Below are 13,939 nucleotides of genomic sequence, written 5' to 3'. Positions count from 1 at the left end.
ATGATAGAAGTTTTATTAGCGGCGTTAGGTTTAATTTTATTTTTTATTTTCCTCACGCTTTCATTACAATTCAGACTGCTGCTGGTTCTGATTTGCAGCGTTCCGCAATTATATTTAGTCCAACTGGGTGGGGCGGATGTCCCACTTGCTTTTTTACTCCCAGCACTGCTTCTCCCTGAGTTTTTAAAGAATGCGAACCGGTTTTTAGCTAAACCTGCAATTTTGTCTTTAATTGGTCTGATCTGTATTAGTACAATCAGTCTCGCGTGGTCAGAAGAAAAATCAATGGGTATACGCGATATCGCGTATCTTATAGAGTTTATAGTAATTGCAAATGCCGTTTACGTATTGTGGCTGAAAAATAAGCAGGCACTGTATAAAGTTATTAATGCCATGCTTTTTGTTATCTGTCTTCAGGCAGTAACAGTTATCCTTTTCAGACTAAATGAAACATTAGAATTATCTATCGTTCTCTCTCCCGTAAGTAAGTATTTGATGGGCATGAATACGCTACAGGGATTGCTGGATGGGGCCAGGAATAACTTCTACGATCCTGTAAAAGCAGGAGGCGTATTATTCGTCAATGCGAATGCGGCGGCTTGCTACGCAGGCGTCTCATCATTTATGGCCTGGGGAATCTATAAAGCGCTCAACTCGAAGCTAACGCTGTTGATGGCCATTTTATTATGGGTAACAGTTTTCTTTACAGGCTCTAAAGCAGGCGTTCTTTTTGCGGTACTTATTCCTGTGTTCATTTTCTACCTGAAACTTCAGCGGCAAACAAAGATCGTTGTGGGTTCGGTCGGTGCCTCGTTCGCTATTGCGCTTATCGCGATTAGCATGATATCCAGCATTGCTGAACAGAGCGGTTTTTTGCAAGAATCGACTAATACTGCAGAAACACGCTATGAAATCTGGAACTATGCATTCAATGCCTTTTTGAACAATCCGCTGATGGGGCAGGGCTTTGGTGGCTGGGAAATTGACTATAGCAAGCATACGGATTATTTCCTGCCTCCACACAATACCTTGATCTATCTTTGGTCCAAGTCTGGGATCATCGCTTCGCTTATGGGGCTGAGTTTCATTCTGACAAGTATTGGTGTTGCATTTCGTGCAGTCAAAAATATCAATCCAGAAGCGAAGAATCTCGGTTTCTCTTTATTAATGATTCTTGCATGGCAATTTGCTCACGGCTTTGGTGAAAACTTTGGTCTGATCGGTGAACAGCATCAGATGGTAATAATGGCAGTAATGCTTGGGTTATGTATGGCAGGAAACATATCGATGGCCCGGGAGAGTAAGGGACAACAATGAAAACAGTCGGTATTTTTCGCAATCAGCTATTTAAAGGTTCTGAAGTTTTTATACAGCAGCAGGCCGAAGCCATTAAGAATTATAACAAGTGTTATATCGGCAGACGCATGATTGGTAAAAAACCTGAAGGTGCCACTGCGTGCGTGCTTAATCCCAACGGTGATATACGTGGCAGGATGGCTGAGTTGCTTAATGCTGTAACAACCTCTGCACAGCCATACCACACAGCACTACGCAATCAACCTTTAGATCTCATCCATGCACATTTTGCGATAGACGGTCTTTACGCCCTTTCGCTGGCGCAGCGAAAAAACATTCCTCTGGTGACAACGCTACACGGCTTTGATGTGACGGTGAGCAATCAAGATTTACTTAAATCTCGTTCGCCCGCATGGATTAACTACCTTATCCATCAGCACAAAGTCAAAAAAGAGGGCGATAAATTCATCTGTGTCTCCAATTTTATCGCGCAGCAAGCAATCAAAAATGGTTTCCCTGAAGATAAGCTAGTTCAGCACTACATTGGCATTGATGTTGATAAATACCAACCTCGCGACCAACGTGACGATCAGGGCATTATTTTACATGTGGCAAGACTGGTAGAGAAAAAAGGAACCGCCATCCTGATTAAAGCGCTAAAGCATGTCCAAAAAACATGTGCAGATGCGAGATTAGTGGTTATTGGAGAGGGGCCACTGCTAGCCGAATTAAAAACGCAGGTGAGCGCATTAGGTCTTGAACATAATGTCACGTTTACCGGTGCGCTGCCCCATCAGGACGTTATGGCATGGATGCGTAAGGCCAGTATGCTGATATTGCCGAGCATCACGGCGAAAACGGGTGATGCTGAAGGGCTGGGAATGGTACTCCTGGAAGCCGCCGTAACGGGGGTTCCTGTTATTGGCACGCATCATGGTGGTATCCCGGAGGCGATTATTGATGAGCGAACCGGCTTTTTAGTGACGGAACGCGATGATAAGCAGCTGGCAGAGCGAATTTCTTACTTGCTCAATAATGGCGAAGAGCGATTTAACATGGGCAGGAATGCGCGTGAATTTATCTGCGAGAAATTCAATCTATCAACACAAACGTTAAAATTAGAAAAAATATATCAGGAACTGATTCATGGCTGAACAAGTACTCATTTTTGCACGCTCCCTCCCATTCCATCATCTGGGAGGTATGGAAGTTGTTGCATGGGATCTTGCTGTTCAGCTGCAGGTCACTGGGTTTGATGTAAAGGTCATCACGACGGATTTTGATGCTGAAACTGTACCGTCAGAGCATTATCCAGAAATTATTAAAATTAAAAACATTCCTAAAGCACAATATTCACCCGGCTGGTGGACTGAGACTGAAAAACTGATAGCAGGGTGGGATCATAAAGAAAATGTCAGTGCGGTTATCAGTATCAGTGCCGGAGCTTTCAGCACTTTAAAATATAAGCCTGGCTTCCCCAACGCAAAGTTTATCATGCAGGCACATGGAACCTCAGTGGGGGAATTGTTATCAAAGTTAAAAACCCGCCAGATAAAAAAAGTATTATCAAGCGTGAAGAACGTTATGGGTTTCTATTCCGATGCTAAGCACTATAGACATTTCGACCGGATCGTAGCTGTTGGTGATGCTGTCAGTAAAGATTTAACCAGCTTCCCGACAAATATGATTTGTGAGAGCAACAAAGTGGTGAAGATCGAAAACGGCATTGATGAGCATCTGTTTTCTGACGCCACAACAAACAAAGACGTCCTGCGTGAACAATTGAATATAGCACCGGAGTCATTGGTTTTCTTATCGGCATCTCGGTTGCATGAACAAAAAGGTGTGGATAAAAATATCGAGCTGTTTTCTCAAGTAAAAAACTCCAGACCCAACTCAAAACTCCTTATTTGTGGAGACGGGCCTTATGAACCGCAATTAAGAAAGAAAGTGAATGATCTTGGTATGGAGCGTGATGTTATTTTTATGGGCGCTAAAACCCGAGCGCAGTTAGCTAATCTCATGCAATGTGCCGATATATTTTTATTTCTCACAAAGAGAGTTGAGGGTTTACCTTTAAATGTGCTTGAAGCTATGAGCGCTGGACTGCCATTGATTATTTCTGAGCACCTTACGTTTAGCGCCGGTCCGAAGATATTTAAATGCAACCCAAACGATATTCCCACAAATAAAGTACAGAGTTTTATTGATGACGTCACCCGGTTACAGCGGGAATCCTATATACCCGTTAAAAACACCTTGAGCTATTCAGTGGGTGAGTACATTTCATTGTTTAAAAGATCATCTAAATGAAAAAAGCTATAAGCCAGTTACTTGGCGGAAACATGCTATCAAAAGTTCTGGGGTTGCTCAGGGAAATTTTGATGGCAAAATTTTTTGGTACCGGGGATATCAATGGGGCATACCGCATAGCTCAGACTGGCACCCTGGTTCCAATTAATTTCATGACAAGTGATAGCCTGAACTCTGCATTTATCCCGCTATATAAAAAATATCTAACAGAAAATGAATTTCGGGCATCAACTTTCAAGTTGTGCATGTTTTTATTTTTTGCTGTTATCTCGCTGTTGCTATTCTTTGTATTATTCTTTTTATCAGATTATTGGGTGGGCATTATGGCGCCGGGCATTAATGGCAATGCCCGCGAAATGACCAATGAATTGTTCAAAATAATGGCAATTTGCTGTCCGTTTTATCTGTGTTCAGGTCTGATTAATTACATATCAATGGCACATGGTGACTACAAACCCATGTCTATGAGAGCGTCCATCCAGAATGTTGGTATGCTTCTGGGGGTTGTCGCTGCCTGGTATTATAATAATTATCTGCTGCTGGCATGGGGATTCACCGGTAGCTACATTGCTTTTAGTATCTGGGCGGTATTGAGGGCACGCAAAGAGCATATTCTTAACCTTCCTGAACGGTTTGATATGTCTGAAGTTAAGCAGGTGATGAACAGTTTCTGGATTACTCTGCGGCCACTTCTTCTGCTACCTTTGATTCTGCAGGGAAATATCACGCTTGAGAGAGCGCTTGCATCGTTAATTAGCATAGATGTTGTTTCTGCTCTGGACTACGCGCGCTTTATTACCGACACGGTCACCTTTATCCTGTCTGTGCCTATTGCCTTTGCCGGACTGCCTATCTGGTCCTCGCAATCTCCTGAAGTCGTGCGAGAGAAAGTGACAACTATTTATAATTGGTTAGCACTTCTCTCGATGAATATGTCTTTCTTTATCTTCGTTTATGCGAAGGATATTGTCGTTTTACTCTTTATGAGGGGCGAGTTTAATGCTCACTCAGTGGCGGTCACTACCGATATTATTCAGGGCATGTGCATAGGTCTCTGGGCTCAGGTTATTGGATATATATTCATCAAGGCCTTGAGTGCTCATCTGAATAATAAACACGTGCTGATTGTCATGATCGTTGCCTTGCTGGGGAATGCGCTGGTTAACCTGGCGACCTATAAGGTTTGGGGGGCGTTTGGTCTCGGCATAGGTAACTCGATATACGGCCTGGTCATGTTTGTATGCAGTGCATGGTATCTAAAAATTGCAAAAGACCTTATACCTGCGGCACTGAGGATTGCGCCGGGCCTGATTATCTACAGTGGGTTCATTATGGTATTAGGGCATGTTGTCACTGAACCATCCAGTGTGCTTATCAGATTGCTGGTCGACGGTTCACTCTTCGTCACGTTCGCAATTTTGTGGGCCATGTTATTCCCAATGTATCGAAATGGTATTAAAGGGATTTTCATAAAAAAGGGACTGAGATAACGTAATAATATTATGAAAAATAATACTGACATTAAAGATATCGTCGTCTTGTCGACCGCAGACTGGGATAATCCATTCTGGACAAACAAGCAACATGTTGCGGTAGAACTGGCCAACCGCGGTCACCGCGTACTCTATATCGAGTCGCTGGGACTGCGCAGGCCAAGTGTAAATAAGAAAGACCTTTCGCGTATCTTTCGCAGGATTGTTAAAGCGATTAAAGCGCCGAGAAAAGTAAGAGATAATATTTGGGTTTGGTCGCCAATCTCAATTCCGTTTAACAACTATGCGTTCGTTCGCAGGCTCAATAAGTTCATCTTGAGCAGCGCCCTCAAGTTCTGGTGCTGGCGCCTGAAGTTTAAAGACGAAACGCTCTGGACCTATAACCCGCTCACCACGCGCTTTCTTGAACCCAGTGATTTCCAGTATGTTGTGTATCATTGCGTTGACGAAATCAAAGCGCAACCCGGTATGCCTGTAGACATTCTTCAGAATGCTGAGGAAGAGCTCGTTCGACGTGCGGACATCACTTTCGTTACCTCGTTGACCTTGCTTAAGTCGCGTGAGCAGTGGAGTGATGAAGTCTATTATTTTTCGAATGTTGCCGACTATAACCATTTTTCCACTGCGCTGGATGACGATTTACCTTTGCCGTCCGATCTTCACGCCATTCCGGAGCCACGCATCGGTTTTATTGGCGCCATCAGCGGTTATAAAGTCAACTTCTCGCTGCTGGAAGAGATTGCGGAAGCGCATCCTGAATGGTCTATCGTGATGATAGGTGACGTTGGTGAGGGCGATCCGAATACGGATGCAACACAGTTGACCCGCCATAAAAACATTCACTTAATCGGTCCACGCGCTTATCAGCAATTACCGGCTTATTTGAAGGGATTTACCGCAACTTTGCTGCCAAATAATTTAAATGAATACACGGCATCCATGTTCCCGATGAAATTCTTCGAGTATCTGGCAGCGGGTAAAGCAGTGGTTAGCGTTGATTTAGCATCGTTATGTGATTTCAGGGATTATGTGCGAATTGCCCACACGTCGACCGAATTTATTTCGGCACTGGAAGATATTACTTCAGGTCAGCGAATTTCTGTTGAGAAGTGTCAGGAACTTGCACAAGAGTATACTTACCAGTCGCGTACTGAAAAAATGTTTAAGTTAATTGATGAGAAGCGTAATGAAAGTAGCAATCGTTCATGAGTGGCTGAGTTCCTATGCAGGTTCTGAAAAGGTAGTTGAGCAAATCCTTCGTTGCTATCCTGATGCGGATATTTATGCGGTTTGTGACTTTTTAAAACCTAAAGACCGACATTTTCTAAACAATAAAAAAGTCAATACGACCTTTATACAGCGCTTACCTTTTGCAGCGAAAAAATTTCAGTCCTACCTGCCGCTCATGCCGCTGGCGATCGAGCAACTCGATATGTCGGCTTATGACGTGGTGATATCGAGCAGCCATGCGGTATCTAAAGGCGTAATAACGGGTCCAGACCAGATTCATATTTCTTACGTGCATTCGCCTATCCGTTATGCGTGGGATTTCCAGCATCAGTACTTACGTGAATCTGGCTTGAATAAAGGGCTGAAGGGATGGCTTGCTAAGTATCTTCTGCACAAAATTCGTATCTGGGACTATCGTACGTCTGCAGGGGTAAATCATTTCATCGGTAATTCCCAGTTTATTGCTCGCCGAATCAATAAAGTTTACGGCAGGCAAGCAGATGTCATATATCCACCCGTGAACACGGATAAATTTGAGTTTAGCGACAGTAAAGAGGATTTCTACCTGGCAGCTTGCCGCATGGTTCCCTATAAGCGTGTCGATCTTATCGTTAGCGCCTTTGCCAAAATGCCCGATAAAAAATTGGTTGTTATCGGTGACGGCTCAGAAATGGATAAAATTAAGCAACTGGCGACTGACAACGTTACGTTGCTGGGCTATCAGGACGATGCCGCGCTTGTTGATTACATGAAGCGTGCTAAGGCCTATGTATTCGCAGCGGAAGAAGACTTCGGTATTTCCCCGGTCGAAGCGCAGGCAAGCGGCACGCCTGTGATCACCTATGGAAAGGGAGGGTGCCTGGAAACGGTTAAACCTCTCGGAAGCGAGAAGCCAACCGGTCTGTTCTTCTTTGAACAAACCGCTGAGGCTATCTGCGATGCCGTTGAAACGTTTGAAAAGCATGCGGGCGAGATTAATCCGCAGGATTGTCGGGAACATGCTCTGACATTCTCAGAGCAACGATTCCGTGAAGAGATTATCAACTTCGTTGATAAAGCGTGGTCGCAATATTCTGAGTCATTGATAAATACTCAGGCTGCGCGCGTGCAGAACAATTATACTCATCCAGGAAAATAATGACCACGGCATAAATCTTGGGATTTATGCCAGGGAATAAATAATGAAAAGTAGCGTATTTCAAGATCAAAAGAAAGAATTTGTTTGTCGCATAGCTTTGATGCTTTCGGATTTTTTCTGGTTAAATATCTCTTTAGGGCTTTCATTTTTAACCATCATGTTCTTCATTGGTGATTTGAATACCTTCATGCCATTGGTTCAGATGGACGTTCGTCTTCTGTCGCATCTTGTTCTGACAACATTATGTGTACTTTGGTTTGGCGTCCGTTTACGCCATTACGCACAGAAAAAACCATTCTGGTCTGAGCTGAAAGAGACACTACGAACTATTGTCATTTTTTCTATTTTTGACCTTGCCCTGGTTGCATTCTCAAAATGGCATTTCTCTCGGTATATTTGGGCCTATTGCTGGATATATGCCATCATTATGGTTCCGGTTTCGCGAGAACTAACAAAAGTTTTGCTTAATAAACTTGGCTACTGGAAGAAGCGCACTGTCATATTAGGTTCTGGACGTAATGCCCGTGAGGCATATTTCGCACTCCAAAGCCACGAAGTATCTGGTTTTAAAATTGATGCCTTCTGTGATTTTGATGCAACAGCGGATACTCTGGAAGAGTGCCCTATTGTTAAAGATGAAAAGACTCTCTTAACTCACTACAATGCTTTTTCTACACAGTTCGTTGTCGCCTGTGATTTTGATGAAAAAGATAAATTTGAGAACTGGCTACGTTTCCTTGCCAGACATAAATGCCGTAATGTCATTATTATTCCTTCTCTGCGAGGATTCCCGCTTTACGGCACCAGCATGTCCTTCATTTTTAGCCATGAAGTCTTGCTGCTGCAGGTCCACAACAACCTCGCTAAACTGACATCACGTTTTATTAAACGTACTTTCGATATTGTTTGTACGTCAGCTATTCTTTTGCTCTCCTCCCCGCTGTTTGTCTATCTCTGGTACAAAGTATCACGCGATGGCGGCCCGGCAATCTATGCCCATAGCAGGATAGGGCGACGTGGAGAGTCATTTGACTGCTACAAATTCCGCTCTATGGATATTAACTCAAAAGAAATACTGGCGGAATTACTTGAGAATGATCCTGAAGCCCGTGCCGAATGGGAAAAAGATTTCAAACTCAAGAACGATCCACGTATTACGGCTATCGGCCGGTTTATTCGTAAAACAAGCCTTGATGAACTTCCACAGTTATTTAATGTGCTCAAAGGTGAGATGAGTCTTGTTGGTCCTCGCCCGGTGATTCAGGAAGAGTTAGAACGCTATGCGGATGATGTCGATTATTACCTGATGGTGAAGCCAGGTATGACGGGATTATGGCAGGTAAGCGGTCGTAATGATGTCGATTATACTACCCGCGTTTATTTTGACTCGTGGTATGTTAAAAACTGGTCATTATGGAATGATATCGTAATCTTGTTCAAAACAGTGAATGTTGTCCTGTTCAGAAAAGGCGCTTACTGAATTTAATAGTATCTTAGTTAATAAACGTAATGCTGTCTGTCTTAGCCAGAAATAGTGAAGGGAATATGAAAATACTCGTAACAGGTGGAGCAGGTTTTATCGGATCTGCCGTCGTCCGTCATATTATTAATCATACGCAGGATACGGTCTGCGTTGTTGATTGTTTGACCTACGCGGGCAACCTAGAGTCCCTGGCATCCGTTGAAAAGAGTTCCCGTTATTCATTTTCGCGTACTGATATCACGGATGCTGTGGGTATAAGCGCTCTGTTCCGCGAGTTTAAGCCGGATATTGTCATGCATCTGGCTGCAGAAAGCCATGTTGATCGCTCTATTGATGGTCCGGCTGCGTTTATCCAGACCAACGTGATAGGTACGTTCACGTTGCTTGAAGCCGCGCGTCAGCATTATTCAATTCTTGATGATAAGAAAAAAGCAGGATTCCGGTTCCACCATATTTCTACCGACGAAGTCTTTGGCGACCTTCACGACAGTGAGGGCTTGTTCAATGAAGAGAGCGCATATGCGCCGAGCAGTCCTTACTCCGCTTCTAAAGCGGGAAGCGATCATTTGGCTCGAGCGTGGAACCGGACTTATGGTCTGCCTGTTATCATCACAAACTGTTCCAATAACTATGGGCCATATCATTTCCCGGAAAAGTTGATCCCGCTGATCATACTAAACGCCCTGGCGGGAAAACCTCTGCCGGTATACGGTAACGGAGAACAGGTGCGTGACTGGTTGTACGTAGAGGATCATGCCCGAGCACTGTACAAAGTGGCGACGGAAGGGAAAACCGGCGAAACGTACTGTATCGGCGGCCACAATGAGCGTAGAAACATTGATGTTGTTAAAACAGTGTGTTCAATTCTCGATAGCATCATAGTGAACAAACCGGCCAATATAAACAGTTTTGCCGACCTGATTACCTTTGTGGAAGACCGACCGGGGCACGATCTTCGCTATGCGATTGATGCCAGTAAGATTGAACGCGAACTCGGATGGGTCCCTCAGGAAACGTTCGAAAGTGGTATTGAGAAGACCATCAAATGGTATCTCTCCAATGAAAGATGGTGGCAACGTGTGCTTGATGGATCTTATGCCGGTGAACGACTCGGGCTGAATAAATAATCGAGGTATAAGTAATGAAAGGAATTGTTTTAGCAGGTGGGTCAGGCACGCGTCTTTATCCCATTACGCAAGGTGTCTCTAAACAATTGCTCCCAATTTACGACAAACCGATGATTTTCTATCCCGTTTCTGTCCTGATGCTGGCCGGAATTCGCGATATTTTAATCATTACCACCCCGGAGGATATGCCCGCCTTTCAGCGTTTGATGAAAGACGGCTCCCAGTTCGGCGTGAATTTCACCTATGCAGTGCAACCCTCGCCCGATGGCCTGGCTCAGGCATTTATCATCGGTGAGAAGTTCGTGGGGAATGACCCCTGTGCTTTAGTTCTTGGCGACAATATCTTCTTTGGTCACGGTTTCAGTAAGAAACTGGAAGACGCGGCCAGTAAAACGTCCGGGGCAACGGTGTTCGGTTATCAGGTGCAGGATCCTGAGCGATTCGGTGTCGTTGAATTTGATGAGCATTACAAAGCCTTGTCTATTGAAGAAAAACCGCTGAAGCCAAAATCTAACTGGGCGGTTACAGGGCTCTACTTCTACGATAACAACGTACTGGAGATGGCGAAAGAGGTGAAGCCTTCGGCGCGGGGTGAACTGGAAATTACGACCCTGAATCAAATGTATCTGCAGCGTGAAGAGCTGGACGTACAGCTTTTGGGACGTGGGTTTGCCTGGCTTGATACCGGGAACCACGACAGCCTGATAGAGGCTTCTCAGTACATCCACACGATTGAAAAGCGGCAGGGAATGAAGGTGGCTTGCCTGGAAGAGATTGCGTTCCGTAAGAAATGGTTAACTGCAGAAGAGATCTCCGCTCAGGCAGAGAAACTCAAGAAAACGGCTTATGGTCAATATCTCGCGATGTTGATTAAAGAATAAAGGGTAATTGCTTACTTATTTACCCATTGCATTTCGTTGCAAACGTAAGCGCACCAAAGGCTATCCACAAGTAGCTGGCTTGAGTTAACATCATAGATACATTCAAACTGCATTGCATCGCAGTGATTATCCCCAAGACAGGAGTATGTAATGTCCAAGCAACAGATCGGCGTTGTCGGTATGGCAGTGATGGGGCGCAACCTGGCGCTCAACATCGAAAGCCGCGGTTATACCGTCTCCGTATTCAACCGCTCCCGTGATAAGACCGAAGAAGTCATCGCTGAGAATCCAGGTAAGAAACTGGTTCCTTTCTATACGGTTAAAGAGTTCGTTGAGTCTCTGGAAACACCTCGTCGTATCCTGTTAATGGTGAAAGCGGGCGCAGGTACCGATGCAGCTATCGACTCCCTGAAACCATATCTGGATAAAGGCGACATCATTATTGATGGCGGTAACACCTTCTTCCAGGACACCATTCGTCGTAATCGTGAGCTGTCTGCTGAAGGCTTCAACTTTATCGGTACCGGTGTTTCCGGTGGTGAAGAGGGGGCTCTGAAAGGCCCATCCATCATGCCTGGCGGTCAGAAAGATGCGTACGAACTGGTTGCGCCTATCCTGACCAAAATCGCAGCCGTCGCTGAAGACGGTGAGCCGTGTGTAACCTACATCGGTGCAGACGGTGCGGGTCACTATGTGAAAATGGTGCACAACGGCATCGAATACGGCGACATGCAGCTCATCGCTGAAGCTTACTCCCTGCTGAAAGGCGGCCTGAACCTTTCCAATGAAGAACTCGCTGAGACTTTCACCGAGTGGAACAAAGGCGAGCTGAACAGCTATCTGATCGACATCACCAAAGATATCTTCACGAAAAAAGATGAAGAGGGTAAATACCTGGTTGATGTGATTCTGGATGAGGCCGCGAACAAAGGTACCGGTAAATGGACCAGCCAGAGCTCTCTGGATCTGGGCGAACCGCTGTCTCTGATCACCGAATCTGTCTTCGCGCGTTATATCTCTTCCCTGAAAGAGCAGCGCGTCGCGGCATCTAAAGTGCTGTCTGGCCCACAGGCTAAACCAGCAGGTGATAAAGCCGAGTTCGTTGAGAAAGTGCGCCGTGCCCTGTACCTGGGTAAAATCGTTTCTTACGCGCAGGGCTTCTCTCAGCTGCGCGCGGCGTCAGATGAGAACAACTGGGATCTGAACTACGGTGAAATCGCGAAGATCTTCCGCGCGGGTTGCATCATTCGTGCGCAGTTCCTGCAGAAAATCACCGATGCCTATGCTGAAAACGCCGGTATCGCTAACCTGCTGCTGGCACCGTACTTCAAGAAAATTGCGGACGAATATCAGCAGGCGCTGCGTGACGTGGTTGCCTACGCTGTCCAGAACGGCATCCCTGTTCCGACCTTCTCTGCTGCGGTGGCCTACTATGACAGCTACCGTGCTGCAGTATTGCCAGCGAACCTGATTCAGGCACAGCGTGATTACTTCGGTGCGCATACTTATAAACGCACCGATAAAGAAGGTGTATTCCATACCGAATGGCTGGATTAATCTGATTTAAAGCAGCCTGCTAAAAAAGCCCGGTGATGATCGCCGGGCTTTTTTTATCACGTATACGCCCATCTGGACTTGCTTTGTGCAGTTAATGTCTTTCAATCCCGTATAAACCACTGCATTTTCTCATTTCTGCAGCCAGGCATTCGCCTTGACAGCTACTCAACATAAGAGGTAAAAACCTCAACAGTTGTTTATTGCGGTGGCGTGCTTACGCCTCCTGAAACTTAAACTTGAAGAAGTTAAACGAATGAAAATAACTATCTCCGGAACAGGCTATGTAGGCCTATCAAACGGCATTCTGATCGCTCAAAACCACGAAGTGGTGGCGCTGGATATCGTTCAGTCCAAAGTGGATATGCTTAATCAAAAGAAATCCCCGATTGTCGATAAAGAGATCCAGGAATATCTTGCTAATAAACCACTGAACTTCCGTGCAACGACTGACAAAGAAGATGCCTATCGCGACGCAGATTTCGTCATCATCGCCACTCCCACCGATTACGATCCTAAAACCAACTACTTTAATACCTCAACCGTAGAAGCGGTGATCAAAGACGTTGTCGCAATCAACCCGAAAGCGGTGATGATCATTAAATCGACCATCCCAGTAGGCTTCACTAAATCGATTAAAGAAGAGTTGGGTATTGATAATGTCTTCTTTTCGCCAGAATTCCTGCGCGAGGGCAGGGCGTTATACGATAACCTGCATCCCTCCCGTATCGTGATCGGTGAGCGCTCTGAGCGAGCAGAGCGTTTTGCCGCACTGCTGCAGGAAGGCGCAATCAAGAAAGATATTCCGGTACTGTTCACGGATTCCACCGAAGCGGAAGCGATCAAGCTCTTCGCCAATACCTATCTTGCCATGCGTGTGGCCTACTTTAACGAGCTGGACAGCTATGCAGAAAGCCTCGGCCTGAACACACGCCAGATCATTGAAGGTGTCTGCCTGGATCCGCGTATCGGCAATCACTATAACAATCCATCGTTTGGCTACGGCGGTTACTGCCTGCCAAAAGATACTAAGCAGCTGCTGGCAAACTATCAGGCGGTGCCAAACAACCTGATTTCCGCGATTGTGGATGCTAACCGCACGCGTAAAGACTTCATCTCTGATTCTATCCTTGCGCGTCAGCCGAAAGTGGTTGGTGTCTATCGTCTGATCATGAAGAGCGGCTCTGATAACTTCCGCGCGTCTTCCATTCAGGGGATCATGAAGCGTATTAAGGCGAAAGGCGTTCAGGTTATTATTTACGAACCTGCGATGCAGGAAGACGAGTTCTTCCACTCCCGTGTGGTACGAGATCTGGATGCGTTCAAGCAGGAAGCGGACGTGATAATCTCTAACCGCATGGCGGAAGAGCTGGCGGACGTGGCGGATAAAGTCTATACCCGCGATCTGTTCGGAAGTGATTGAT

At 45.5% G+C, this 13,939-nt stretch carries 11 protein-coding genes; all 11 read left to right on the top strand.

Annotated features, from left to right (window positions below; all coding sequences use genetic code 11):
* The 11 genes from N037_RS19445 to ugd all read left to right on the top strand — a co-directional run bounded on the left by N037_RS19445 (position 1) and on the right by ugd (position 13,938).
* The gene (locus N037_RS19445; RefSeq protein ID WP_032642816.1) at positions 1–1,317 is read left to right on the top strand and encodes an O-antigen ligase family protein; all 1,317 of its coding nucleotides are present in this window, start codon (positions 1–3) and stop codon (positions 1,315–1,317) included.
* Positions 1,314–2,450: a glycosyltransferase gene (locus N037_RS19440; RefSeq protein WP_023336257.1), complete on the top strand. Its 1,137-nt coding sequence runs from the start codon at positions 1,314–1,316 to the stop codon at positions 2,448–2,450. Before N037_RS19445 ends, N037_RS19440 begins: the two co-directional genes overlap by 4 nt.
* Entirely contained in the window at positions 2,443–3,609 is a 1,167-nt protein-coding gene (locus N037_RS19435) for a glycosyltransferase family 4 protein (protein WP_032642815.1), read from the top strand. Before N037_RS19440 ends, N037_RS19435 begins: the two co-directional genes overlap by 8 nt.
* Positions 3,606–5,099 (top strand): murein biosynthesis integral membrane protein MurJ, encoded by a 1,494-nt coding sequence (gene murJ / locus N037_RS19430; protein ID WP_032642814.1) that lies wholly within the window; start codon positions 3,606–3,608, stop codon positions 5,097–5,099. The genes N037_RS19435 and murJ overlap by 4 nt, the downstream gene beginning before the upstream one ends.
* A 12-nt stretch (positions 5,100–5,111) precedes the next feature.
* The gene (locus N037_RS19425) at positions 5,112–6,311 is read left to right on the top strand and encodes a glycosyltransferase (RefSeq protein ID WP_023336254.1); all 1,200 of its coding nucleotides are present in this window, start codon (positions 5,112–5,114) and stop codon (positions 6,309–6,311) included.
* Positions 6,289–7,470, top strand: a complete 1,182-nt coding sequence (locus N037_RS19420) for a glycosyltransferase family 4 protein (RefSeq protein WP_231686700.1) — start codon at positions 6,289–6,291, stop codon at positions 7,468–7,470. Before N037_RS19425 ends, N037_RS19420 begins: the two co-directional genes overlap by 23 nt.
* Before the next feature lie 43 nt (positions 7,471–7,513).
* Entirely contained in the window at positions 7,514–8,950 is a 1,437-nt protein-coding gene (wbaP, locus tag N037_RS19415) for an undecaprenyl-phosphate galactose phosphotransferase WbaP (protein ID WP_023336252.1), read from the top strand.
* Between the two features lie 65 nt (positions 8,951–9,015).
* Positions 9,016–10,080, top strand: coding sequence for a dTDP-glucose 4,6-dehydratase (rfbB, locus tag N037_RS19410; RefSeq protein ID WP_032642813.1), 1,065 nt, complete (start codon positions 9,016–9,018; stop codon positions 10,078–10,080).
* Positions 10,081–10,094: 14 nt separating this feature from the next.
* Positions 10,095–10,961 (top strand): glucose-1-phosphate thymidylyltransferase RfbA, encoded by an 867-nt coding sequence (gene rfbA / locus N037_RS19405; RefSeq protein ID WP_023336250.1) that lies wholly within the window; start codon positions 10,095–10,097, stop codon positions 10,959–10,961.
* Between the two features lie 150 nt (positions 10,962–11,111).
* Positions 11,112–12,518 carry an NADP-dependent phosphogluconate dehydrogenase gene (gndA, locus tag N037_RS19400; RefSeq protein WP_023336249.1) on the top strand — a complete coding sequence of 469 codons (1,407 nt, stop codon included), beginning with the start codon at positions 11,112–11,114 and terminating at the stop codon, positions 12,516–12,518.
* A 253-nt stretch (positions 12,519–12,771) separates the two neighbouring features.
* Entirely contained in the window at positions 12,772–13,938 is a 1,167-nt protein-coding gene (gene ugd, locus N037_RS19395) for a UDP-glucose 6-dehydrogenase (protein ID WP_023336248.1), read from the top strand.
* Position 13,939 lies beyond the last annotated feature (1 nt).

The sequence above is a fragment of the Enterobacter sp. EGD-HP1 genome, assembly GCF_000733275.2.
In the GTDB taxonomy this organism is placed as follows: Bacteria; Pseudomonadota; Gammaproteobacteria; order Enterobacterales; family Enterobacteriaceae; genus Enterobacter.
This window is presented reverse-complemented; position numbering and strand designations above follow the sequence as displayed.

Coding starts and splice junctions, on each gene's coding strand:
- N037_RS19425 (WP_023336254.1), top strand. CDS start 5,112: ATGAAAAATAATACTGACATTAAAGATATCGTCGTCTTGTCGACCGCA.
- N037_RS19420 (WP_231686700.1), top strand. CDS start 6,289: ATGAAAGTAGCAATCGTTCATGAGTGGCTGAGTTCCTATGCAGGTTCT.
- N037_RS19445 (WP_032642816.1), top strand. CDS start 1: ATGATAGAAGTTTTATTAGCGGCGTTAGGTTTAATTTTATTTTTTATT.
- wbaP (WP_023336252.1), top strand. CDS start 7,514: ATGAAAAGTAGCGTATTTCAAGATCAAAAGAAAGAATTTGTTTGTCGC.
- rfbA (WP_023336250.1), top strand. CDS start 10,095: ATGAAAGGAATTGTTTTAGCAGGTGGGTCAGGCACGCGTCTTTATCCC.
- rfbB (WP_032642813.1), top strand. CDS start 9,016: ATGAAAATACTCGTAACAGGTGGAGCAGGTTTTATCGGATCTGCCGTC.
- gndA (WP_023336249.1), top strand. CDS start 11,112: ATGTCCAAGCAACAGATCGGCGTTGTCGGTATGGCAGTGATGGGGCGC.
- N037_RS19435 (WP_032642815.1), top strand. CDS start 2,443: ATGGCTGAACAAGTACTCATTTTTGCACGCTCCCTCCCATTCCATCAT.
- N037_RS19440 (WP_023336257.1), top strand. CDS start 1,314: ATGAAAACAGTCGGTATTTTTCGCAATCAGCTATTTAAAGGTTCTGAA.
- ugd (WP_023336248.1), top strand. CDS start 12,772: ATGAAAATAACTATCTCCGGAACAGGCTATGTAGGCCTATCAAACGGC.
- murJ (WP_032642814.1), top strand. CDS start 3,606: ATGAAAAAAGCTATAAGCCAGTTACTTGGCGGAAACATGCTATCAAAA.